A 23,110-nucleotide genomic window follows, 5' to 3' on the forward strand; every position below is an offset into this window, starting at 1 on the left:
CCACGTCGCTACTAAGCCCTGCATCTTACTACCAGAAATGCCTACTTTTGATCGCCTTGAAATACGCATTAATCCATCTATTTCTAGCAATTGGATACAGAGTAAAGGAATTTGTGTTGCTGAAATTTATATTAACAATGAACCGTTAATAGAGTTAGTACGTCAAATCGAAGAACTATTTGTCCGAGCAGAGATTGAGAAACGTCGTGCTGAAGGTGAAAAAATCCGTGAGATTGATTTCCTCGCAAGAGATTATCTCTATTTACCACTCTCAATGGTTGTGTTACCTTCGCGTAATCTTCTCAATGAACCTTGGAATCACAACTTTAGCCTAGAAGCAGGCGATCCAAGAATTGGTAAGGCAACTGTTTTGGGTTGTACATGCGGGGTGATTCAGTGTTGATTTATGCTAGTTCGCATCACCCTTAATGAGTCAACTGTACAGTGGTCAGAATTTAGTCAGTTTCATCGTGATTGGCAACTTGATTTAGGTCAATTCAGATTTGACCGAGAGCAGTATGAGCCTGAACTTTCTAAACCAGGCTAACTACAGAAATTTTGGTGCGTTACCCTACGACTAACGCACCTGACAACTAAATTAAGCAGTGCGAAAACGCGCTAACTCTTCACCAGTCTTCGCATCATGGGCGTGAACTGTACACACCAAACATGAATCAAACGATCGCGCCACATGACCAACTTCCACCGGATCGCTAGAATCGTAAATGGGTGTCCCAATTAGCGCTTCTTCAATAGGGCCGCGGATTCCTTCACCGTCACGAGGGCCGATATTCCAAGTACCTGGGGCAATAACTTGGTAATTCTTAATCTTACCGCCCTCTACTTCTACCCAGTGCGATAAAGAACCCCGCGCTGCTTCCGTTGCACCCCAACCACGACCATCTTTTTCTTTAGGTTTGATATACCAAGGGTCGTTTAATTTGAATTCGCGTAAACAGTGTTCAGCTTGACGATATAACTTGACAAGTTCGTGAACTCGTGCTAGCTGACGCACATGAACACTAGCACCACCCATGTTTTTGAACACATCGAGGATGAAGGGGTCGTAATGTTGCCAAGATTCGCCATGTTTACCACCAGCTACTAATTGCCGCGCTAAGGGGCCAGTTTCCAAACGTCCGAAGTCTTTGTGAAGGACTGCACTCGACCAAGAGTAGGCGTTATCGAAGTCTTTGGTATTGATTGCAGTGGGTTTAGTAGTGCGATCGCTAGGGTGAATATCTTCTGTCCCTTCATCGTACCAAGAACGAGTTGTATTCTCGCGGATAAATGACTGATCCATTAAAACGTGAGTGTCTGCGAAGCTGTCGTACACTCCACTTTTCATAATCATCGCCGCATTTCGCCCTTCGATAGTCGGCTTTTGGTATTTATCTTCATGGGCTAAATATCCCCAAGTGACATATTTACCAACACCAGCGCCATATCTATCTAAACCGATATCTAAACCCATGCGCCAATAAAAACCTAAGTCGGAATCTCGATGATTTCGGTCTTCATCTAACCAATTTCTAAAGTCATCATAAGTTTGGATTTGTTCGTAGCGTTCTAAAGAACAACCCAACCACACTGGTTCTAACCAATTGGTGCGGAAATATTCGAGAAGCGCCCAAGCGCGGGTGATGTCCGTTAAGGTTGGGGCGCACATCACACCACCAGGCACCATATAACTGCTGTGGGGCCATTGTCCGCCCAATAGTGCATAAATTTCTACAGGTTTCGCAGAAATTGTGATGCCTAGTTCATAAGATTTGCCTGTAAAAGCAGCAAAGCGTCTCACAGCTTCGTCATAAAAGCGACTATTGCGGTATTTTCTATTTGTTAAATCAATGGCAAACAAACCATAAAAATAGCGAGGGATGCTTTGAATTGTCTCGACAATTTGACCAAGATTTCTCGCTAAAATTGCATTGCGGGGAACTTCAGTTTCCCAGGCTGTATCTAATGCCCAAGATGCACAAGTTAGGTGAGAACCGCCACAAATTCCACAAATGCGAGGCGTGACAATTAATCCTGCTTGGGGATCTTTACCGCGCAGGATAACTTCAAATCCGCGAAATAATTCGGCGTGTGTCCAAGCGTTGACTACCCGCCCATTTTCAATATCAACTCGGACATCTAAATCGCCTTCAACTCTACCAACGGGCGAAATATCTAATGATTGAATTGTCATTTGTTATTTGTCCTTCGTTATTTGTTATTTGTCCTTGGTCATTTGTTGTTCAATAAGAGGTTGTTTGAAAAATGGTGACTTGAAGTATCCAAAACTTTAGATCCTCCTAAATCCTCCTTAAAAAGGAGGACTTTGAAAAGGTTATTCCCCCCTTTTGAAGGGGGGCTAGAGGGGATCTGGATACAAGCGTAGACTTTTCAAACATTCTCTAATGACCAATGACTAAACAGTAAAAAAGTCTTCTTCTGCCCAAGGTGGTGCTGCATCTTTGGCGACCATTGTGAGTAAGGCGTAGTCTTTTTTGTTGAATCCTGGCGGTAATTCTTTGGGAACTCCCATGACTGTTTGGGTTTTAAATACAGTTCCTGGTTTGAGGTCAAAGAAGGGAAATTCTGGTTCTGTGCAACCTAAACAAGGCATTCCGGCGCGAGTTTTGGATGAAACGCGGTTCCATAAGATGCGGTTGCAGGAAGAATGAGTCATGGGGCCGCGACAACCCAAATCATAAAATAAGCATCCTTTACGCTGACCAAATTCGGCAGTTGATGCTTTGTAGGCAAAGTGGACGTTGCGGGTACAACCTGTTTGGGTATAGGTGTTAAAGAAGGTTTGGGGACGATTTAGTTCATCGAAAGCAATGTCTGCTATGCGTCCAGTAGCGATCGCAACTAATATCTGCGTAATCCAGTCGGGATGAGCAGGACATCCAGGTATATTAATTACAGGTAATCCGGCTTGTGATAGGAAATCTTTCCCTAAAAAGCCGCCTTCTTGACGTTTGAGAAATTGCAAACCTTCCGATTCGCTAGGATTTGGAGACATGGCGGGAATTCCTCCCCAGGTGGCACAGTCTCCCACCGCGACGATAAATTGAGCAACTTTAGCAAGGTCTGCTAACCAATCTTTCATGGCGCGATCGGCAAACCGATTCCATTCGCCAGTACCGTTGGGAGCGTTAACAACACTGCCTTCAAATACCAAGATATCTAAGGGAATTTTGCCAGAAATGCAATCCCGCAGAAGTGTTTGTAAGTTGTTGCCTAGTTCCACTCCCAAGGATGGATGCCAAAGTAAATTGATGCCAAAGTCGGCAATTAAATCGCAGACTGTCGGTTCTTCAGCGTTGAGGAATGACATGGTGTTGCCGGAACAAGCACCACCTTGTAGCCATAGTACGTTAGTCATCGGCTAGGTATTTTTCTATTGTTTCCCATGCATGATGTAGGTGATAATGCTTGTAAAGTCTCACCTGTTTATCAATATTTATTTTTCAATCTTAAGATATTTTTTTATCTAATTCACTTTCATTAAAAAAGAATTAATCATTAACAACAAATTAAATCCCCTCAAGATTATTTTCAATAGCGTTGTTCGTCGAGATAGACGCGGGTTACTCGTTGGGAGTTGAGTAATTCTGTATATCTTTCGGTATCTCCAGTATCAACGCTGCGGTTGGGGAAGATGACGACACCACGCCAATTGTTAGTTAATTCGGTTTTATCAAGATAGTTAAAGATTTCAGTAAATAAACGTGAGTATAATTTTTTGTCTGGTTGAAATTGCACTTCGGCAAAATAAATCGGTAATTCTGGCGTATTTGGGAAAAAGACACCATCGATTCTAAAGGTCAGTTGTTTGACTTCTACTGAAGAAAATTGATAAACACTAGCTAGTTGGGGCGGTTGGTTAATCAGTTCAAAAAAAGTACTGGGGATACTCTGAAAGATCCGAGAAAAGATACTGTCTGTTTTCAAGGGAGCTTGTTTTACAGCTGATGAAGATATTTTACACAACTACTAACCCGTGGCAACTATTTTGAGTACAATAAATATTATGTATGTCAACAATTCAATAAAAAATATTTAAATTGTATAAGATGATGATACAAAAAGTATTTAAAAAATATTAGGTGTTTAAAACTGACATTAATATTAGCAATTTCCCCCTAGAATTTTAGAACTAGGGTGTTTTATAGTATTGTATTGAGCATGGCATAAGACATTGGCTATAGGGGATTAAGTTTTTTCCCTAGTTTCTAGTCTTTAATCCTAGCTCAAATAAAAAAGGGGAATTCCGCCTAAAGGACTCGAAGCCTGCGTAAATCAGTATGGCCCGTGATTAGATGCGTTTACGTATCTCAATCATTCGTGGGCGTTAACAGATTCAATTCCCAATTGGCTAGAGTACGGCAGAGTTATGATCCCCAGCATTACAGATTCAGCAGTGAAGGCTGCGGTAGCAGCTGTTGCTTCAGAGTCAGCCACAGCAGAAGAAAAAATTCAGATGCTGATTGAGATAGCGCAAGGTTTTCAAAAAAAACCCAAAGCTGCCCAAGACTTGCGAAATGCAGTTGGGTTATATTACCGGGCTTATGAGATGTGTGGTGAGGAGTATCCCCTATTAAAAGCCAGGGCTAAAGTTGGCATGGCGGGGACATTACAGGCAATACCGGATGCTGATTACCAACTGTTGATGCAAGCGAAAGTCGGTTATGAAGAGGCATTACCGATTTTACAACAATTAGCAACGCCTGAGGAAGTGGCGGAGACGCAGATGAATTTTGGGCTAGTGTTGCAGTCGCTAGTGCCATTTAATTTGGCGCGAATAACCGACAGCATCCAGGCTTATCATGAGGCGTTGCGGGTATTTACTTGGGAAGATTACCCCCAAGAATACGCGATTTTGTATAACAATATTGCGATCGCTTACCTTTCCATGCCTCTAGCATCAGAACGGGAATACTTGCGTCAAGGATTGGCTGTGCAATCATTTGAGGTAGCACTAAAGCATATTACTCTGATCGATCATCCGAGAGAATATGCGATGTTGCAGAATAATTTAGGTAACGCTTTGCAATATTTAGTAAGTTCTCATCCTGTGGAGAATAACTTACGTGCGATCGCAGCTTATGACGAAGCCTTAAAAGTGCGTAATCCCAAAGATACACCTTTAGAGTACGCTAACACAATTTCCAATAAAGCCAACGCCCTATTCAACTTACCAGACGACCACGAAAAACCAGAAGCTGGTAATCCCCAAAATCTTTTGCAAGCGCGTATCTACTATCAAAATGCTTTAGAAATATTTACGGAACACCAACAAATTACACAAGCAGAGGTAGTAGTCCAAGCATTACAAGATGTCGAAACAGAGTTAAACAATTCATAGTTCATAATTCGTAGCGGACAAAACAGCATGAGAGATATTTCTACTTACCCAAATGTGATAAATTTTCTCACCAGTTTAGCAGATGGCGATCTGAACATAGCAACAGAATTAGTGTGGCTAATCATCGCCACAGCCTTGTCTATGGTCGGCGGTGCAATTGGTGGAATGCTGTTAGCTGGCAAAGACATAGGCTATCATCTTTCAGCAATGCTTGGTGCATTATTTGCCCCTGCGGGTGTAATTCCTGCTATCCTCTTAGGGCTGGTTGCCTTAAATTTCTTAACAAATTATTAGGATAAAATATGTTAGAGATAGGATGGTTTTCTGCTAAGTTATTTTTTAAAGGAAAGCTACTACGCGACCCAGTGTATTTTGTCAAACAAACTACTATCGGTATTGCTGTAGGTTTCTTACTACTAGTGTTACTTGCACAAGCACCAATTCCCTTCTACCTACCAATAATATTATCTAGCTTCGTGACAGGCATGATTATGCCGTTTCTCTTCAAGGATTTTAAAACGAAGTGATTTTTCCTTTGTAAATAACCAATGCCCAATGCCCAATTCCCCATGCCCAATCTTGAAGAATTAGTTCAGGAAATTAATCGTTTTGAGGCAATTATATCCGAATGGGATGAAAGCCAACGGTGTGTAGCAGTGGGTCTAAAAAGAGCAATTGAAGCTTTGCATAAAGCTGCATTGACTAATTTGATCAAAAGCCTGAAAGAAGAATCAATGCCAGCTTTGCGTCATGCGGTTGCAGATGAAGTAGTGTATGCAGTGCTACTGTATCACGAACTAGTCAAACCACCAAAACCTCCCCTCTCACAACGCATACAGACAGCCCTTGAAGAAGTTCGTCCAGGTTTAAAAAGCCATAAGGGTGATGTAGAATTAGTGGCAATTAAACCACCAGATACAGTAGAAGTTAGATTAATCGGAACTTGCAGCAGTTGTCCGACTTCTACTTTAACTTTATCTCAGGGAGTAGAACAGGCAATCAAAAACCATTGTCCTGAAATTACCAAAGTAGTTGCAGTCAATAATAGTTCTAGTGTTAACAACGCTAATTCTAGTTTAATTAGTCCATTCTCTGCAAAAATAACTTGTACTTGGATGAAAGTAGCGACCCTTGATGAAGTTCCTGAATTTAGTGTAGTGGCAGTACAACTTGCTGGTACTTCACTAATTTTACATCGTCAAGGTACTACAGTAAAATGCTACCGGAATGCTTGCAGTCACCTAGGATCTCCATTAGAAAAGGGTAAAGTTGAAAATGGTATTATTACCTGTCCTTCCCACGGATTTCAGTACAAATTAGAGACAGGTGAATGCTTAACTGCACCTGATATTTCCCTTCAGTCATATCCAGTCAAGATTAAAGACGATAAGGTTTTTGTAAAACTGCAAAAATGATGATGCAAAAGAAACATTTCAGCAAATATACTTTGCGATTAGTCAATCACAGCTACTTTGCTTTTTCATTTCAGTAGTTCGCACATTCATTTTAGTATTTGGTGCAAGCAAAATGTCTGAATGCTTTCTCATTTGTGTAATTCAGGTATTGATTTTAGTGTTTTGAGAAAGTAAAAAGGCATATTACTTTCTCAAAAGGTCATTTTACTTATTCAAATCCCAGTTTGCTTACTCATTTTAGTGTTTTCCGCAAGCAAAAGTAGGTTTTACTTATTCAAACTCTAGTTTGCTTACTCATTTTGGTGTTTTCCGCAAGCAAAAGCAGGTTTTACTTATTCATTTTAGTGTTTTCCGCAAGCAAAAGAAGCTCTTATTTTCTCAAAGCCCAGTTTGCTTTTTCATTTCAGTATATCGCGCACTCATGCCAAAGATTCGCTATGTAGTAAAAATTACTAAAGGCTAACTTAATTGTTTTAAGAGGATGTTTTAAAAGTGATTTGCTGTAATTTTAGGCACTTTTAGATCCCCCCTAACCCCCCTTTTTAAGGGGGGAACCGGAATTAAAGTCCCCCTTCAAAAGGGGGATTTAGGGAGATATAAAAGCTTTTACTACCAACCAGAGGACTTTTAAAACATCCTCTAAGCTTAATTAATATCGAGGTTGATTAAAGATTTTAACTGATTTTACAAAAGTATAATGCAAAACTGTTACTGTTGTTACACGCTAATCAACATTAATGTTTTTAAATAATTATCAGCGTCTATCTGCGGTTCATGGATATGCCAATCATAAATAATCCCATATCACAATTACCGCTAGAAACAACAGAAATTTCTCAATATTTGCCTCTATCACCCCAAGGTGCAGAGGTAATTTTAGGTAACATTATTGAACCAGAACAATTAGTCATACCAGTAGCACCCAATGCCACAGCAATGTTTGGGCCTCGTGCTGCTTGCTTGTTATCAGAAACTGGCCCATTCTGGATATCAGATACAGGACATCATCGATTATTAGGATGGCAAAATTTACCCACAACAGATAGTCAACCGGCTGATTGGGTAATTGGACAACCTGATTTTTATCATGAAGGACAAAATGCTAAAAATACACCGGGAAGCGCAACCTTAAGTGTACCAACAGGGATTTGTGCTTGCGGCGAAGGTTTAGCTGTAGCAGATGCTTGGAATCATCGGGTTTTGATTTGGAAAAGCTTACCAGAAGATAGCAATGTTCCAGCAGATTTGGTATTAGGGCAAGTTAATTTTACTGACAATGAACCAAATCGAGGAAATCAGCAAGCATCTGCTAGTACAATGCACTGGCCTTATGGTGTTTACTATCATCAAGGACGGCTATTTATTGCTGACACTGGTAATCGAAGGCTATTAATTTGGCATCAATTACCAACAGAAAATGGTCAATCGGCTGATTTAGTTTTGGGACAACCGGATATGATATCTCGCAATGAAAACGGCGGTGGTTCTGCAACCGCAGCGAGTATGCGATGGTGTCATGACATAACTTTTTGGGGAGAGAATTTGGTTGTCAGCGATGCAGGTAATCACCGAGTAATGATTTGGCAGGGAATACCCACAGAAAATAATACCCCTTGTGCAGTGGTTTTAGGACAAAAAAACTTTGATTTTGTAGAAATGAATCAAGGAGTTTATTATCCTAGTGCTAGTAGTTTGAGTATGCCTTATGGTGTGGCTGTGGCTGGAGATTGGTTAGTAGTTGCAGATACTGCTAATTCGCGTTTGTTAGGATGGAGAAAGCCAGAATCAATTTTATCACTGCAAGGTGTAATGGCAGATGGGTTAGCAGGACAAATAAATTTTCAAAGTAAAGGTGAAAATCGTAATTTCGGACTACCTAAACGAGATAGTTTAAATTGGTGTTACGGGATAAAAATTTGTGGCAATACGGCGGTAATAGCTGATTCTGGAAATAACCGAATATTGTTATGGCAATTTAATAATTCGTAATTCGTAATTTTTGAAAGTCAGATTTATATGGCGACTGAAGAAATTAGAGTTTGCGGTACTGTTCAGGGGGTAGGATTTCGCCCTACTGTATATCGTCTGGCTAAAGCCTGTGGTTTGCATGGAGATGTTTGTAATGATGGTGAAGGTGTATTAATTCGGGTATCTGGTAGTGAAGAAGCAATAACAGAATTTGTTGCAAGATTGCAAACAGAATGTCCACCACTAGCGAAAATTAACAAACTAACTATAACTCCTTATAAAGGTAAACTTAACTTTAATGATTTTGTGATTTCTACTAGCGTCAGTAATGCAATCAAAACAGAAATTACTCCTGATGCAGCGACTTGTCCACAGTGTCAACAAGAAATATTTGACCCTTTTAGCCGCTTTTATCGCTACCCATTTACTAACTGTACTCATTGCGGCCCCCGCCTGAGTATTATTCGTGCCATTCCTTATGACAGATGCAATACCAGTATGTCTGCATTTGTTATATGTCCCGAATGTGCAAAAGAATACCACGATGTTGAAAACCGCCGTTTTCATGCCCAACCTGTAGCTTGTCATATTTGCGGCCCCACAGCCTGGTTAGAACGCGCTGATGGGAAATCGGTTACTGCTTCTATGTTTTCGATGCTAGATGATGTGGATGCCGTTTGTACCTTGTTGCAAAAAGGGGAGATTATCGCAATTAAAGGGTTAAGTGGTATTCATTTAGCTTGCGATGCAACTCAGGAAACCGTTGTACAAAAACTGCGTCAGCGTAAAAAGCGCGATCACAAACCATTTGCTTTAATGGCGCGAGATATTGAGATAATTGAACAATATTGTAGTGTCAACGCCAAAGAAAAAGAATTATTGACAAGTTCTGCTGCACCAATTGTTTTATTACAAGCGATAGGTAAAAAAATAGTAGCACCATCGGTAGCATCGGGGCAAAATACCCTCGGTTTTATGTTACCTTATACACCCTTACATCATTTAATTATGCGGCGGATGAATCGCCCAATTGTTTTGACAAGTGGTAATCTTGCTGATGAACCACAATGTATTGATAATGACGAAACAAGAGAAAAATTAGGGCTAATAGCTGATTATTTTATCTTTCACAATCGAGAGATTATTAATCGAGTAGATGATTCAGTAGTAAGAGTTACCAGCAATAAAGTCCAAACAATTCGCCGTGCTAGAGGATATGCACCAGCACCAATTAGTTTACCACCGGGATTTGACAATGTACCGCAAATTTTAGCAATGGGTAGTGAGTTAAAAAATACCTTTTGCTTATTGCGTAATGGAGGAGCAATTCTCTCTCAACATCTAGGAGATTTAGAAAATGCTGCGGCTTTCAATGCTTATCAAGAGACTTTAAATTTATACTTAAATTTCTTTGAACATCAACCAGAAATAATCGCCATTGATAAACATCCTGAATATCTTTCCAGCAAACTTGGCAAAGAACTAGCGGATACAAATCAAATTCCGATTCATCCAATTCAACATCATCACGCGCATATTGCTGCTTGTATGGCAGAAAATGGGATTCCTTTAAATTCACCTCCAGTATTAGGTATTGCTTTAGATGGTTTAGGCTATGGTGATGATGGTACACTCTGGGGCGGAGAATTTATTTTAGCAGATTATCAGAAATTTCAGCGACTAGCAACATTTAAACCAGTCACAATGATTGGTGGTGAACAAGCAATTTATCAGCCTTGGCGTAATACCTACGCCCAATTAATAGCTGCTAACCTTTGGAATGATTGCCAACAACAGTATGCTGATTTAGAAATAGTAAAATTGCTGAATAAAAAACCGCTAAAACTACTCAATCAACTTATAGAGAAAAAAATTAACTCTCCTCCAGCTTCTTCAGTGGGGCGGTTGTTCGATGCAGTGGCGGCGGCTATCGGTATTTATAGAGAAGAATGTAGCTATGAAGGACAAGCTGCGATCGCAATGGAAGCTATAGTAGATGTTAGTAGCTTAAATAATGATAAAGAAACGCTAATATATCCTTTTAGTTTTAGCTTTTCAGATAGTATTTATTGTATAGACCCGCGGCCAATGTGGCAAGCCTTGCTTGATGACTTACAGCAGCAGATTCCCCAACCAGTTATCGCTGCAAAATTTCACAAAGGTTTAGCTAATGCAATTGGGGAAATGGTTAAGCATCTTTGTCAAGAAAATCTGATTAATCAGGTAGCTTTAACAGGAGGAGTATTTCAAAATTGTATATTGTTAGAGCAAGTTACCAAACAATTACAAACATTGGGAATAAAAGTACTCACTCACAGCTTAGTTCCAACTAATGACGGCGGTTTATCTTTAGGACAAGCAGTGATTGCAGCCGCACAATTAATACATGAGTGCTGATGACAAAATCTGTCTCCTAAATAATTCTCTCTGCGCCCTCCGCGCCTCTGCGGTTCGTTTATCTTAAAAAAAAATGTGCTTAGGAATCCCCGGACAAATTATAGAAATTACCAACGTTAAGCATAAATTAGCCCTAGTTAACATTGGTGGTGTTAAGCGCGAAGTAAATATTGCTTGCATCGTTGATGAACAACATCCCCCTGAAGCTTGTATTGGCGATTGGGTATTAGTCCATGTTGGCTTTGCGATGAATCGAATTAATGAACAAGAAGCAGCAGAAACATTACAACTCTTTCAAGAATTAGCAGTAGCACAAGCAGGGATTAGTACTTATACCAATTCTGTATGAAGATACGCCTATAGTGCAAGAAATAAAGAACGAACCGTCCTTCGGATTCACCAGTCGCCTACAGCGCTGGTTCACCAAGAGCGCCAAGTACGCCTTTGCGAAGCGTCTCGAAGAGAAGAAATAAGAAATTAAGAGATTTAGCGCAGCTTCACAAACAAATGGTATTAAATAATAGATTTTTCTTGTCCCACGTAAAGAAAGGGTTTAAAACTCACCTCCTTCTTCCTTGGCGTTCTTGGCGTCTTGGCGGTTCGTAAAAAAAATCCCTACCACAAAAGCGAAATTAACTATTCCCCAATCCCTATGAAATATGTTGACGAATTCCGCGAACCGGAAAAAGCAGAAGCCATCCGCCGCGAAATCACCAAATTAAGCCACCAGCTAGAGAAACCCATCAAAATCATGGAAGTATGCGGCGGACATACCCATTCCATATTTAAATATGGTATCGAAGAAATTCTACCCCAAACCATCGAACTCATTCATGGGCCTGGTTGTCCAGTATGCGTAATGCCAAAAGGGAGATTAGATGATGCGATCGCAATCTCTCAAAATCATAACGTCATTTTTGCCACCTTTGGCGACGCAATGCGAGTTCCTGGTTCCAAAACGACTTTACTACAAGCCAGGGCAGAAGGTGCAGACATCCGTATGGTGTACTCTCCCTTAGACAGCCTGCAAATTGCTAGAGATAACCCCGACAAAGAAGTAGTTTTCTTCGCATTAGGCTTTGAAACCACAGCCCCCAGCACAGCCTTCACCATTTTGCAAGCAGCAGCCGAAGAAATTCATAACTTTAGTATGTTTTCCAATCACGTCCTCGTGATTCCCGCCCTCAAAGCACTATTAGATAATCCCGATTTAGAACTAGATGGATTTGTTGGGCCAGGCCATGTCAGCATGGTAATTGGCACTGACCCTTATGAATTTATTTCCCAACAATATAATAAGCCAATAGTCGTTTCAGGATTTGAACCCTTAGATATTCTCCAATCCATTTGGATGCTATTGCAACAGCTAGTAGAAAATCGTTGTGAAGTCGAAAATCAATATAACCGAATTGTCCAAAAAAGCGGAAATACAGTAGCACTGCAAGCCATAAATAAAGTTTTCGCCGTCCGAGATAGTTTTGATTGGCGTGGCTTAGGTGACATCCCTTATTCAGGATTAAAAATTCAACCTGAATATGCCAAATTTGATGCCGAACTTAAATTTACCATTCCTAACCTCAAAGTAGCCGACCATAAAGCTTGTAAATGTGGAGAAATTCTCAAAGGAGTCTTAAAACCTTGGGAGTGCAAAGTATTCGGTACAGCTTGCACACCAGAAACACCAATAGGTACTTGCATGGTATCTTCCGAAGGTGCTTGTGCAGCCTATTACAAATATGGCAGACTCTCCACTATTGCCAAAAGAACAATACCAAAAGTAACTATAACTCAAGAACCTCTCCCCGCCTGCGGCTTCTCCTCAGACTAATACATCTCACAAATACTCTGCGTACCTTTGCGTTAAAAAAAATTTTAATATGAATATTCCCTCCCAAAACTCAACAAAAAATCCCCTATTCCAAAAAATAGAACAAACCCGCCGCCGCCAAAGGAAAGTGCAAGATAGTCATATAACTCTCGCACATGGCAGTGGTGGTAAAGCCATGCGCGATTTAATAGATGATATTTTTGTTAGTAGTTTTGATAACCCAATTCTCTCGCAACTAGAAGACCAAGCCAGCTTTAATTTAGCTCCTCTCCTCCAACAAGGAGACAGACTCGCATTTACAACAGATTCTTATGTTGTAGACCCGTTATTTTTTCCTGGAAGCGATATAGGAGAATTAGCCATAAACGGTACAGTTAATGATTTAGCTGTCAGTGGTGCTAAACCTTTATATCTAACTTGTAGCGTAATTTTAGAAGAAGGATTACCTGTAGAAACCTTACGCCGTGTTGCAAACAGTATGAAAGCAGCCGCAGAAAAAGCTGGTGTTCAAATTGTCACTGGTGACACAAAAGTTGTACATCGTGGTGCTGCCGATAAACTCTTTATTAATACTGCTGGCATTGGTATCATCCCACGAGGAGTTAACATTTCTGCCCACAACATTCAACCTGGAGATGTAATAATAATTAATGGTGAAATAGGCAATCATGGTACAGCAATTTTAATTGCCCGTGGGGAATTAGCTTTAGAAACTAATATTGAAAGTGACTGTCAGCCGTTACATAGTTTAGTAGAAACTATTCTCCATGTATGTCCACAAGTTCATGCTATGCGAGATGCTACACGCGGTGGTTTAGCTACAGTATTAAATGAATTTGCCCTCACTTCCGATGTAGGAATTCGTCTCTTTGAAGAATCTATCCCAGTGCGTGAAGAAGTCAACGGAGTTTGTGAAATTCTCGGTTTAGACCCGTTGTATTTAGCTAATGAAGGTAAGTTAGTTGTGGTGGTTCCAAAAGAGAATGCTGGCAAAGTTTTATCCGCTATGAAATTACACCCAGCAGGTAAAGATGCTTGTATTATTGGCGAAGTTATTTCTTCACCCACAGGTATTGTATTGTTGAAAACAGTTTTTGGTGCTGAAAGAATTGTTGATATGTTAGTAGGCGACCAATTGCCACGAATTTGCTAATTTTTGGGATTTCCAAGAAATAATTTATCTAATAAACGAACCACAGAGGCGCAGAGGACACAGAGAGATAAAAAATAGAGAAGTTGTTGCATTACTGTTTGGTTTGGAAGTACATTTAAAAGGATGTTTTAAAAGTCCTCTTGTTGGTAGTAAAAGGTTTTAGATCCCCCTAAATCCACGCCACTTGCTTCACTTGGGGAGACCCCAAGACCGCAGTGGCTCCCCTTAAAAAGGGGGACTTTAATTCCGGTTCCCCCCTTTTTAAGGGGGGTTAGGGGGGATCAACAAGTCCCTAAAATCACAGCTAATTACTTTTAAAACAACCTCTAATAGATTTTATAGTATGCACGAACTTGGAATTACTCAAAATATTGTGGCAATTGTAACTGAAAATGCCAAAGGTGCAAAAGTGCAGCGAGTTTTATTAGAAATTGGCAAACTTTCAGCCATTATGCCCGATGCTATCCGATTTTGTTTTGATATTTGCACTCAAGGCACAGTTTTAGAAGGGGCGACATTAGAAATTTTAGAAATCTCAGGTTTAGCAAAATGTCGCCAATGCGGTGCAGAAATTTATTTAGATAAACCATTTGGTATTTGTAGTTGTGGTAGCGTGCAATTAGATTTAATTACTGGTGAAGAACTGAAAATTAAAGAAATAGAAATAGAGGAATTATGTGTGTAACCTGCGGTTGTTCTGATGATGGCGAAGTAAAAATTACGAATTTAGAAACGGATGAAGCTGAACATCATCATACTCACACTTTATCAGATGGTACTGTTATCACTCATTCCCACAGTCATGATACTCATATAGAAGCGCCTCAAATTCATGCAAAAATACATAACACAACGATATCTTTAGAACAGGATATTTTAGCAAAAAATAATCTGCTAGCTGCACAAAATCGCGGATGGTTTAAAGGACGAAATATTCTCGCTTTAAATTTAATGAGTTCTCCCGGTGCTGGGAAAACAACTCTGTTGACGCGAACCATCAATGATTTAAAACATCAATTATCTATTAGTGTCATTGAAGGCGACCAAGAAACTGCTAATGATGCCAAAAAAATTAAAGAAACTGGTTCTAAAGTCATCCAAATAAATACTGGAACAGGCTGTCATTTAGATGCATCAATGATAGAGAAGGGTTTACAAGAACTGAATCCACCTCTGAATTCTGTTGTGATGATTGAAAATGTGGGAAATTTGGTTTGTCCAGCCTTATTTGATTTGGGAGAACAGGCAAAAGTGGTGATTCTTTCCGTCACCGAGGGAGAAGATAAGCCGATAAAATATCCCCACATGTTCCGTGCTAGTAACATCATGATTATCACGAAAATTGATTTGCTGCCTTATGTAGATTTTGATGTTCAAAAGTGCATAGATTATGCTATGCAAATCAATCCCCAAATTCAGATTTTTCAGGTTTCTGCAACTACTGGTACTGGGTTGGAGAAGTGGTATGCGTGGCTAATTGAAAATTTAAAAATTTGTCAACGCTAATTTCTTTACGCTTGAGAAATATTTAATTTTTTTTACGAACCGCCAAGGACGCAAAGGAAGAGATAGGTAATTTTAAAGCCTATCATCACAAAATTACAGCTATTTTCAGGTAAATAGACCATGCGGTAGGGGCACAGCAATGCTGTGTCCTTACGACAGATGTGGTTCAAATACATGAAAACTGCTGTAAGTCATTGATTTACTAAATCCCTCTGTGGGTTCATGAAAAATGGAAGTATTTTTTATAACATATAAAATGCATACTTCTATTTTTCTATCAGTGTGTAAATCCTCATGGCTAAAGTTGAAGAATTGACACCCCAGCAACTCTCTGAAACAAACCTGAAACCACGAGGGAGAGTTTATCCGAGTCCTATCAATTGGCGCGACCAATTTTTATACCAATTGATATTAGATAGATTCAGTGATGATAATGAAAGTCAAAGGGAGCTTTTTGACCACATCAATCCTGCAAAATTCCAGGTTAAAGATAAAGCCGACTGGATGGCAGCAAGGACAAAGTTTGTAGGTGGTACTCTTAGAGGAATTAAGAGTAAATTAGACTACTTGCAGCGATTGGGAGTAACAACGCTGTGGATTAATCCACCTTGGCAACAACGTTCTGACTTAGAAGCTTACCATAGCGATCGCACTCAAGAATTTTTAGATGTTGACCCCCACTTTGGTACTCGTCAAGATTTAAGAGATTTAATTGACGCTGCCCACGATCGCAGGATGTATGTAATCCTAGATGTAACATACGACCAGAATTCTGATAACTGGTTCAACAGAAATGATGTAATTGCAGCTTTAGCCAGAGTTTATCAATATTGGATTGCTCTTTCTGACTGCGATGGCTTGCGAATAGACAGCCTCAAGCACGTTTCTCCAGAAGATTCCCGCAAATTCTGCACAGCTATTCGTGAATACGCCGAATCTATCGGTAAAGAAAACTTTTTACTGACTGGAGAAATAACCTCCGGTAGTATGGCTGGTGCTTACATAGACATTATTGCTCGCAACCTTAGTGCTGTATTAGATAACGTACAAACCCCGAATGAATTGGCTGCATTCGCAAAAGGGTTAGTACATCCTAAGCAATTTTTCGATTTGTATAACGAAAACCATCTCGCTGGAGAATATCGCCAAATTGGGACATATCATGTCTCCATCTTAGATGACGATACTAATAAGCAAAGATTTGCCGCATACAGTAATGTACCTCATCTTTATGAGCAAGTTGCTCATGCTGTTGGTGTACAATTAACCATCCCAGGAATCCCTGCTATTTATTATGGAACAGAGCAGGCTTTTGATGGGAATGAAGGTTATCACGATTACAGCATAGAAGGCGGAAGGTTTGCAGAAGATGGATATATCAAAGAAGCGATGTTTGGCGGTGCTTTTGGCGCATTTCAAACAGCAGACTGTCATTTCTTCGATATCGACCATCCTACCTATTTGCGAATAGCTGCGATCGCCCGAATTCGCAACAGTCACGATAAAATTGGTAAAGCATTGCGCCGTGGACATCATTACCTACGCGAAACATGCTTTTATAACTCTCCCTTCTCGATTCCCGAACAAGGCGAATTAGTTGCTTGGTCACAAGTGCTATTTGACACAGAAGTGTTGATGGTGCTGAATACCAACGGCTTAGAAAATCGGGGTGCAGAAGTGACTGTAGATACTTATATGCATCCTCCAGACTCGGAAATGACTTTTTTATACAAAAGTGATTGGAGCGATGCCGATTTACGCAATCCCCGACAGCACCAAAATGTAGCTGTACAACATCATAACGACCGTCGCGCAACTGTGCGAATTGATTTGCCTCCTTCAGTAATGGCGATTTTGGCGTAAGCAAACACAGTATTTGGGCAAAGCTTTGGGTAAAAATCTAGTTTAAATTTATAAACTTTTACCATAAGCTTTGCCCCTGCAATTACTAAATATCTTCGTCCTAATATTAACTGCTTTTAATCCAATACAGTTCAGTTAAACTTTTCTTTCTTCTCTCTGTGTCCTCTGCGCCTCTGTGGTTAGATAATTTCTTTTGAACCGCAGAGGCACAGAGAGCGCAGAGAGGAAAAAAGATATTTTACGAATCGCTTTGAAAGGGCTATTCCTAACAGAGTTTTAGCCTTAACTGAACCATATTGCTTTATATGTAACTCTTCTAAAATTGCTACACCCTGCACTTTAGAAGTACAGGGTGTAATAAGGATGAATCAGCTATATTTTTTGTGATTCCCAGAGTGTATCTATTTACCTCACAGCCAATCTCGATAAGCAGATATTTCATTTACGCTGATTTCAAACGGCATCCCTTTACCAAATGGCGGATAAACGCGGATTTTGCCATTGCTAGCAAACCGCTCTAACCTATTACCTAATTGGGCAATATTGCTGACTATATGCCAGTAAGATACTATGTCAGGACAGTCAACAATTAATGTTAGGATGGTGGCATTTGTTGTGAGATACCACTGACAATTAGACAACAAGACTCGCGTAATGCGATCGCAAGCTAGAAAAAAGCATCTGCCAGTAGACTGTTCTAGCTCCATTTGCAGCATTGCATCCTGTTTCGTTACCTCAGTTGGAGGTAAATCATCGGGAGGAAGCAAGTAAAGTTTAGAAGACATAATTTCGCACCTCTTGGTTGTAGCGCGTCAAACTCTCCAAGTTTTTTTGCATATCCGCAGACGAGGGTTTGAGGGCTAGGGTACTTAAATTTAATTCGTCCTGAAATTTCTTGATTTTGTCTCGACAAGTCTCCACATCACCGATAATTGAGTTCTCAATCAAATAATCTTCGTCGAAACAAATGTTTGTGCGATCGAATGCTTTTTGGTTGGGATTCGCACTATTTTGCAATATTTGAGCCGAATTAGCTTTCATTTTTTGGCTAAATTGGCGGATGAAAGGCAATGCCTCACTCACAGCTTCATCAAATGTTTTGCCAACATAAAAAAAGCGTGCCAGCACGAAGTTTTCTGCACCACTAGAATTTAAGGCTCGATATTTGGCAACAGTATCCTTCAATCTGGGTAGGGAGAATGGCGGCCCACCCATCAAGCTGAAGGAGTGTTTAGCAGCAAACTCGATTCCATCATCGCCACCAGTGGCAACATACACTGGTACTTGACTCTGCAATGGTTTTGGGTAAATGGTTAAGCGATCGCATTGATAATACTTGCCATTAAATGATACATCAGTTTCATATAAAAGCTTTTGAACCAGTGCGATCGCCTCAAGCATCTTGGGACGGGATTCACTTGGGAGTGTCGCAAAATGCTTGTTTTGTTGCGGGAAGGGGCCGCCTTTGGCAACTCCAAATAATAATCTTCCATTGCACAGGTTATCCAGAGTGGCGATATCTTCCGCTACCCGAATTGGGTTATGGAACGGCAGTAACACCGCCGCAGTAGCCAATTGGATAGTTGAAGTCAGTCCCGCCAAATGTGCCATTAACAGCAACATAGAAGGGCTGAGATTGGATTCACTAAAATGATGTTCACTCACCCAGGCTGACTCAAAACCTAAGCTTTCTGCCTGTTTTATCAGTGTCACTTGCTCAAAGATGGCACGATGAGCATCTTGGTGGTGATTATCGTAATTGCAGAAAATTCCAGTTTTCATTACTTGCGTTGATACTTTGTGCTAGCTATTCGAGTGGTCGATAAGTTCGTACTAAGCACTTTAGTGCTTAAATTCCCCCTCTCGATTAATGTGCTGAATGACTAAGTTGCAACCCACTGCAACTCCAACCATAAGCGTGAATTGTTTTCTTTGAGCTTCGACATCGGATCGCGCAACAATCGTTTGGCATTCATGCAGACTACCTGCACTAAACCCATATTGTTTGCGACTTCTCTGAGTATTTCTTTGTGGGCTTGCACACAGGAAATCATTTCGGCAGAGCAATAAATTCCTATATATTGCAAGCGTCTAGCAGGTCGCCCCCAAAAACAGGTGATGACTTTCACATGACACCCATCTAGTAATTCCCCAACTTTTGGGTAGTAGTGGTTGAGGACTCTTGTGAATTCTTTGGCTAAGATATCTTCAGCAATCATTGGAACTGATGTTTCTGTAGCGTCCATCACGCTATTTAATATAACATAATTTTATCAAGTAAATATGACAAAATGCCTTATTAAGCTTAAATAAAATATTAAATATTACAGAAAAAAGAGGCGTACCTATTTGGTATCACCTCTGATTTGCGTAAAGCATCTTTATATTTAATCAGATACCAAAGTAGCCTTGCTGACAAAAGTTTGATATCAAAAATCATGCATTCAAATAAAATGTATTTTATTAGTACATTTTATTTGAATTATAAATATTAAATTTTTAATTATTATCGAGCATTGCGCTCACAAACTAATACCTCCCCGATGATATCCGGCACATTTCCAAAGTCTGCAAATCCTTCATCACCACGGATTGGTGATATAAATGTATAGTTAGGATCGCACACTCCATTGTCATAAACTTGAAGAAACCACCTATCGGGAAATCCTTCTACACCTAATTCTACAGTGTACCAACTCTCGCCAATCAAATGAGAGCTAAAGATTGTGAACCACTCCCGATTCTCTTCTGAAATATTCCAATCTGCCATTAGCAGTTCTAAAGCAATTTGTCCCGCATCTGTTGAAGTCAACAACATTTTTACTCCTTATTTGCGACTTCAGTATTTTCAACATCGGTATTCGGAACTTCCGGGTATAAACCCAGTTCTTTAGCTAGCTCACGCGCCACAAAAAATAAAAACTTGGCACCGTCTTGATTGCCTTCATGGGCAAACATAGTTGCTACTTGTAACATTGCTTGTACGAAATCGGAATCAATCAACTCTGGCTTAGATTCTAAAACTTGTGGTTCTTGACCATTAGGACATTTTAGCAATTCATCAATCAGGTTAAAATACAATTGTTGGCGTTGTTCTGACATGGTTTTTCTGTTGATTTTAGTAAGTAAATAGTGAATTAGTTACTGTTCGATACTTTGCCGCCACAGTCTTTCCAACATTTCAACTTGTTCTTTTAAAACAGCCGCACGATGTACAAGATATCTGTCATAAAAGAGAATGCCTAACCCAACACAAATAGGGGTTAACAAGAAGAACCATTGCAAAATAGCGGCAAATTTATATTTTTCAGCAACAGTCAGCATTTGATGAATCACATTACGATCAGAGGATTGGATGCTAGTCTGAGGGGAATGTGTAACCTCTGTCTGGGGAGCCAAAGCGGGAGCATTTTTAGTAGTCTTGTTAACTTCGTAAGCTAAATTCTGGGATTTTACTAAGTCCAGATGTCGCTCCCAAATTATGCCAAAGACTACTAGCCCTGGAGAAAGCATTACTAAGGTAACTACACAAACTGTAAGGACATTTAAAACTTTTGCTTTCATCTTGGCTCTCCCTTGCTAGGTAGTCTGCACCCAGTAAGAAAATATCCTTTGCTGTTTATCTCAAACAGTTTTGATATTAAAATATGTGTAAACGGTAATTTTTACAATCATAAGTTGTCAGTTTTTTTTCTAATTACCACTGACTACTGACCACCGAAAATTTACCAACATTTTCACAAAACGTAGGATTATTCAATCATAAAGAACGCACTTAAATTCTCGAATTTTGTTTCATCTTACTCTCAAAAGGGAGATTAAGAAGTCCCCCCTAGTTCACTCAGCTTTCGCTCAGGAATGTTGGGGGGTAGAGGGGAATCTCTGCGTAAATCCTATACGATTTATATCAGCCGCTCTCCACAAAACAGTTTACCCCAGCCACGTTAAGATTATTAAATTCATTATAATAGTACTCAAAGCCTGTAATTATTACCTGATATGCCTTACAAAAATTTATTGGGGTATGGGTGCTAGTGTTTATGAGACGGGGTGCTAGTGTTTTTGAGGTGGAGTTCTGGTGTTTTTGTACTCAACCCAAAAGCAGTATTGTCAAAGCTTTAGAACTGTTTTGGATGTAATTTTTGGTAGGTAAAATTTGCACTCAAAAGAAAATATTCATGTCTCTTGATAAAGATAAACGAATAAATTGAGAAAATCAATTAAATGTTTTGAAAGTAAATGGTATTTCCATAACAAATAGAAAACAATGGTAAAAAACATTCATATATACAGAATTAAAAATTTATCTTAGCCTAAGAGACAATAGTCAGCAATTTCAAATGGTAAAATACAAATATGGCAAGCTAGATATCTTCTGAAGTGAGAATCAATGAGAGTGTCTGATAAAAGTTCTTCCTAAACTTTCATATTTTGTGGTTAAGTTAGAATACATAGTATATGCACTCATTGACACTAAACTACAAATTAAATACACAAAAGCCTATTGTTAGAAGTAAATACTCTGTACTAAGATTTAGGATTTTAGGAGTTAAATAATGCGGATTGCTCAAGACATAACAGAACTAATCGGACGAACTCCTTTAGTTCAACTGAACAAGATTCCTCAAGCTGAGGGAGTAGTAGCAAGGATAGTTGTCAAATTAGAAGGGATGAACCCAGCAGCTTCGGTAAAAGACCGCATTGGTTTAAGTATGGTACTTTCAGCAGAAGCGGCTGGCTCAATTACGCCTGGAAAGACCATTTTAGTTGAGCCTACCTCCGGTAATACAGGAATTGCTCTAGCGATGGTAGCTGCGGCGCGTGGCTACCGTTTGATTTTGACCATGCCTGAGACAATGAGCCAAGAACGACGCGCTATGCTGAGAGCTTATGGTGCAGCTTTGGAGTTGACACCAGGCGCGGAAGGAATGCGGGGAGCAATTCGTAAAGCTGAAGAGATTGTGGTTAATACTCCCGATGCTTTTATGCTGCAACAGTTCCGCAACCCTGCTAATCCCAAAGTTCACCAGGAAACCACCGCCGAAGAAATTTGGACGGATACAGACGGTGAAGTAGATATTGTCATTGCTGGGGTAGGTACTGGTGGAACGATTACTGGGATTGCAGAGGTACTCAAACAGCGCAAGAAGACTTTTAAGGCGATCGCAGTTGAACCCAGCAACAGCCCTGTTCTATCGGGTGGTGAAGCCGGGCCACATAAGATTCAGGGTATTGGCGCAGGATTTATCCCCGACGTTCTCCGGTTGGAATTGGTTGATGAAGTAATTAGAGTCAGCGATGAACAAGCGATCGCTTATGGGCGACGTTTGGCAAAAGAAGAAGGCTTATTATCTGGGATATCCTCTGGTGCAGCTTTGTGTGCTGCAATTCAAGTAGGTAAACGTCCAGAAAATGCCGGACGTTTAATTGTGATGATTCAGCCTTCTTTTGGCGAACGTTACCTTAGCACACCAATGTTTCAAGATTTGTCTTTAGAAACTGCTGGCGTGCGTTAAGGATAGAACCGACTTTTGACGGCATCTGGAAAACCTCTCTCCTAAAAGGCTACGGTGTACACACAAGTCTTTGAGAGCGGCCTCATAGGCTTTTGATCCCCC

At 40.1% G+C, this 23,110-nt stretch carries 23 protein-coding genes and 1 pseudogene; 15 read left to right on the forward strand and 9 right to left on the reverse strand.

The features are described 5' to 3' along the window. Positions 1-37 precede the first annotated feature (37 nt). Together V7K38_RS01550 and V7K38_RS01555 are read left to right on the forward strand one after the other, a co-directional pair. Complete coding sequence (locus V7K38_RS01550) at positions 38-403, forward strand: hypothetical protein (RefSeq protein ID WP_334854957.1); 366 nt, start codon at positions 38-40, stop codon at positions 401-403. A gap of 3 nt (positions 404-406) precedes the next feature. After that, positions 407-547, forward strand: a complete 141-nt coding sequence (locus V7K38_RS01555) for a hypothetical protein (RefSeq protein WP_334854958.1) — start codon at positions 407-409, stop codon at positions 545-547. A gap of 51 nt (positions 548-598) precedes the next feature. Here the strand turns inward: V7K38_RS01555 and V7K38_RS01560 are convergent, their stop codons facing one another. The 3 genes and pseudogenes from V7K38_RS01560 to V7K38_RS01570 form a co-directional block, all read right to left on the reverse strand. Next, positions 599-2,194: a nickel-dependent hydrogenase large subunit gene (locus V7K38_RS01560; RefSeq protein WP_334854960.1), complete on the reverse strand. Its 1,596-nt coding sequence runs from the start codon at positions 2,192-2,194 to the stop codon at positions 599-601. Positions 2,195-2,416: 222 nt separating this feature from the next. After that, a complete protein-coding gene (locus V7K38_RS01565) occupies positions 2,417-3,379 on the reverse strand; it encodes a hydrogenase small subunit (protein ID WP_334854961.1) in 963 nt (320 codons plus the stop codon). Positions 3,380-3,564: 185 nt separating this feature from the next. Further along, a pseudogene (locus tag V7K38_RS01570) lies at positions 3,565-3,948 on the reverse strand (Rpn family recombination-promoting nuclease/putative transposase); the annotation flags it as partial. A 442-nt stretch (positions 3,949-4,390) separates the two neighbouring features. On the opposite strand from V7K38_RS01570, the gene V7K38_RS01575 reads away from it, so the two are divergent. From V7K38_RS01575 to V7K38_RS01630, 12 genes are all read left to right on the forward strand, one after another. Next, a complete protein-coding gene (locus tag V7K38_RS01575) occupies positions 4,391-5,362 on the forward strand; it encodes a hypothetical protein (RefSeq protein ID WP_334854962.1) in 972 nt (323 codons plus the stop codon). A 27-nt stretch (positions 5,363-5,389) separates the two neighbouring features. After that, a complete protein-coding gene (locus V7K38_RS01580) occupies positions 5,390-5,656 on the forward strand; it encodes a hypothetical protein (RefSeq protein ID WP_334854963.1) in 267 nt (88 codons plus the stop codon). A gap of 8 nt (positions 5,657-5,664) precedes the next feature. Next, positions 5,665-5,889: a hypothetical protein gene (locus V7K38_RS01585; RefSeq protein WP_334854964.1), complete on the forward strand. Its 225-nt coding sequence runs from the start codon at positions 5,665-5,667 to the stop codon at positions 5,887-5,889. Positions 5,890-5,931: 42 nt separating this feature from the next. Beyond that, entirely contained in the window at positions 5,932-6,777 is an 846-nt protein-coding gene (locus V7K38_RS01590) for a NifU family protein (protein WP_334855050.1), read from the forward strand. A gap of 774 nt (positions 6,778-7,551) precedes the next feature. Further along, complete coding sequence (locus tag V7K38_RS01595; RefSeq protein ID WP_334854966.1) at positions 7,552-8,766, forward strand: hypothetical protein; 1,215 nt, start codon at positions 7,552-7,554, stop codon at positions 8,764-8,766. A 27-nt stretch (positions 8,767-8,793) separates the two neighbouring features. Further along, positions 8,794-11,142: a carbamoyltransferase HypF gene (gene hypF / locus V7K38_RS01600; protein WP_334854967.1), complete on the forward strand. Its 2,349-nt coding sequence runs from the start codon at positions 8,794-8,796 to the stop codon at positions 11,140-11,142. Positions 11,143-11,215: 73 nt separating this feature from the next. Then, positions 11,216-11,491: a HypC/HybG/HupF family hydrogenase formation chaperone gene (locus V7K38_RS01605; protein ID WP_334854968.1), complete on the forward strand. Its 276-nt coding sequence runs from the start codon at positions 11,216-11,218 to the stop codon at positions 11,489-11,491. A 303-nt stretch (positions 11,492-11,794) separates the two neighbouring features. Further along, entirely contained in the window at positions 11,795-12,970 is a 1,176-nt protein-coding gene (gene hypD / locus V7K38_RS01610; protein ID WP_334854969.1) for a hydrogenase formation protein HypD, read from the forward strand. Between the two features lie 49 nt (positions 12,971-13,019). Beyond that, complete coding sequence (gene hypE / locus V7K38_RS01615; protein ID WP_334854970.1) at positions 13,020-14,123, forward strand: hydrogenase expression/formation protein HypE; 1,104 nt, start codon at positions 13,020-13,022, stop codon at positions 14,121-14,123. A gap of 343 nt (positions 14,124-14,466) precedes the next feature. After that, complete coding sequence (gene hypA / locus V7K38_RS01620; RefSeq protein WP_334854971.1) at positions 14,467-14,808, forward strand: hydrogenase maturation nickel metallochaperone HypA; 342 nt, start codon at positions 14,467-14,469, stop codon at positions 14,806-14,808. Then, positions 14,799-15,629 (forward strand): hydrogenase nickel incorporation protein HypB, encoded by an 831-nt coding sequence (gene hypB, locus V7K38_RS01625; protein ID WP_334854972.1) that lies wholly within the window; start codon positions 14,799-14,801, stop codon positions 15,627-15,629. Before hypA ends, hypB begins: the two co-directional genes overlap by 10 nt. 294 nt (positions 15,630-15,923) lie before the next feature. Further along, the gene (locus V7K38_RS01630) at positions 15,924-17,492 is read left to right on the forward strand and encodes an alpha-amylase family glycosyl hydrolase (protein ID WP_334854973.1); all 1,569 of its coding nucleotides are present in this window, start codon (positions 15,924-15,926) and stop codon (positions 17,490-17,492) included. Positions 17,493-17,902: 410 nt separating this feature from the next. On the opposite strand, the gene V7K38_RS01635 is transcribed toward V7K38_RS01630, so the two are convergent. From V7K38_RS01635 to V7K38_RS01660, 6 genes are all read right to left on the reverse strand, one after another. Beyond that, positions 17,903-18,277, reverse strand: coding sequence for a hypothetical protein (locus V7K38_RS01635; protein ID WP_334854974.1), 375 nt, complete (start codon positions 18,275-18,277; stop codon positions 17,903-17,905). Then, the gene (locus V7K38_RS01640; RefSeq protein ID WP_334854975.1) at positions 18,267-19,274 is read right to left on the reverse strand and encodes an LLM class flavin-dependent oxidoreductase; all 1,008 of its coding nucleotides are present in this window, start codon (positions 19,272-19,274) and stop codon (positions 18,267-18,269) included. Before V7K38_RS01640 ends, V7K38_RS01635 begins: the two co-directional genes overlap by 11 nt. A 101-nt stretch (positions 19,275-19,375) precedes the next feature. Next, entirely contained in the window at positions 19,376-19,738 is a 363-nt protein-coding gene (locus V7K38_RS01645) for a hypothetical protein (protein ID WP_334854976.1), read from the reverse strand. A 260-nt stretch (positions 19,739-19,998) separates the two neighbouring features. Beyond that, positions 19,999-20,310, reverse strand: a complete 312-nt coding sequence (locus V7K38_RS01650) for a hypothetical protein (RefSeq protein ID WP_334854978.1) — start codon at positions 20,308-20,310, stop codon at positions 19,999-20,001. Positions 20,311-20,312: 2 nt separating this feature from the next. Further along, complete coding sequence (locus V7K38_RS01655; protein ID WP_334854979.1) at positions 20,313-20,594, reverse strand: hypothetical protein; 282 nt, start codon at positions 20,592-20,594, stop codon at positions 20,313-20,315. A 39-nt stretch (positions 20,595-20,633) separates the two neighbouring features. Further along, positions 20,634-21,056 carry a hypothetical protein gene (locus V7K38_RS01660; protein WP_334854980.1) on the reverse strand — a complete coding sequence of 141 codons (423 nt, stop codon included), beginning with the start codon at positions 21,054-21,056 and terminating at the stop codon, positions 20,634-20,636. Positions 21,057-22,048: 992 nt separating this feature from the next. Here V7K38_RS01660 and cysK point away from each other — a divergent pair. Beyond that, positions 22,049-23,008 carry a cysteine synthase A gene (cysK, locus tag V7K38_RS01665; protein WP_334854981.1) on the forward strand — a complete coding sequence of 320 codons (960 nt, stop codon included), beginning with the start codon at positions 22,049-22,051 and terminating at the stop codon, positions 23,006-23,008. Positions 23,009-23,110: the final 102 nt, after the last annotated feature.

It is taken from the genome of Nostoc sp. (assembly GCF_036917465.1).
Taxonomy (GTDB): domain Bacteria; phylum Cyanobacteriota; class Cyanobacteriia; order Cyanobacteriales; family Nostocaceae; genus Nostoc.

Bases quoted from the DNA above. Each gene is read 5' to 3' on its own strand.
- V7K38_RS01550 (WP_334854957.1), top strand. From the start codon at position 38: ATGCCTACTTTTGATCGCCTTGAAATACGCATTAATCCATCTATTTCT.
- V7K38_RS01555 (WP_334854958.1), top strand. From the start codon at position 407: ATGCTAGTTCGCATCACCCTTAATGAGTCAACTGTACAGTGGTCAGAA.
- V7K38_RS01560 (WP_334854960.1), bottom strand. From the start codon at position 2,194: ATGACAATTCAATCATTAGATATTTCGCCCGTTGGTAGAGTTGAAGGC.
- V7K38_RS01565 (WP_334854961.1), bottom strand. From the start codon at position 3,379: ATGACTAACGTACTATGGCTACAAGGTGGTGCTTGTTCCGGCAACACC.
- V7K38_RS01575 (WP_334854962.1), top strand. From the start codon at position 4,391: ATGATCCCCAGCATTACAGATTCAGCAGTGAAGGCTGCGGTAGCAGCT.
- V7K38_RS01580 (WP_334854963.1), top strand. From the start codon at position 5,390: ATGAGAGATATTTCTACTTACCCAAATGTGATAAATTTTCTCACCAGT.
- V7K38_RS01585 (WP_334854964.1), top strand. From the start codon at position 5,665: ATGTTAGAGATAGGATGGTTTTCTGCTAAGTTATTTTTTAAAGGAAAG.
- V7K38_RS01590 (WP_334855050.1), top strand. From the start codon at position 5,932: ATGCCCAATCTTGAAGAATTAGTTCAGGAAATTAATCGTTTTGAGGCA.
- V7K38_RS01595 (WP_334854966.1), top strand. From the start codon at position 7,552: ATGGATATGCCAATCATAAATAATCCCATATCACAATTACCGCTAGAA.
- hypF (WP_334854967.1), top strand. From the start codon at position 8,794: ATGGCGACTGAAGAAATTAGAGTTTGCGGTACTGTTCAGGGGGTAGGA.
- V7K38_RS01605 (WP_334854968.1), top strand. From the start codon at position 11,216: ATGTGCTTAGGAATCCCCGGACAAATTATAGAAATTACCAACGTTAAG.
- hypD (WP_334854969.1), top strand. From the start codon at position 11,795: ATGAAATATGTTGACGAATTCCGCGAACCGGAAAAAGCAGAAGCCATC.
- hypE (WP_334854970.1), top strand. From the start codon at position 13,020: ATGAATATTCCCTCCCAAAACTCAACAAAAAATCCCCTATTCCAAAAA.
- hypA (WP_334854971.1), top strand. From the start codon at position 14,467: ATGCACGAACTTGGAATTACTCAAAATATTGTGGCAATTGTAACTGAA.
- hypB (WP_334854972.1), top strand. From the start codon at position 14,799: ATGTGTGTAACCTGCGGTTGTTCTGATGATGGCGAAGTAAAAATTACG.
- V7K38_RS01630 (WP_334854973.1), top strand. From the start codon at position 15,924: ATGGCTAAAGTTGAAGAATTGACACCCCAGCAACTCTCTGAAACAAAC.
- V7K38_RS01635 (WP_334854974.1), bottom strand. From the start codon at position 18,277: ATGTCTTCTAAACTTTACTTGCTTCCTCCCGATGATTTACCTCCAACT.
- V7K38_RS01640 (WP_334854975.1), bottom strand. From the start codon at position 19,274: ATGAAAACTGGAATTTTCTGCAATTACGATAATCACCACCAAGATGCT.
- V7K38_RS01645 (WP_334854976.1), bottom strand. From the start codon at position 19,738: ATGGACGCTACAGAAACATCAGTTCCAATGATTGCTGAAGATATCTTA.
- V7K38_RS01650 (WP_334854978.1), bottom strand. From the start codon at position 20,310: ATGTTGTTGACTTCAACAGATGCGGGACAAATTGCTTTAGAACTGCTA.
- V7K38_RS01655 (WP_334854979.1), bottom strand. From the start codon at position 20,594: ATGTCAGAACAACGCCAACAATTGTATTTTAACCTGATTGATGAATTG.
- V7K38_RS01660 (WP_334854980.1), bottom strand. From the start codon at position 21,056: ATGAAAGCAAAAGTTTTAAATGTCCTTACAGTTTGTGTAGTTACCTTA.
- cysK (WP_334854981.1), top strand. From the start codon at position 22,049: ATGCGGATTGCTCAAGACATAACAGAACTAATCGGACGAACTCCTTTA.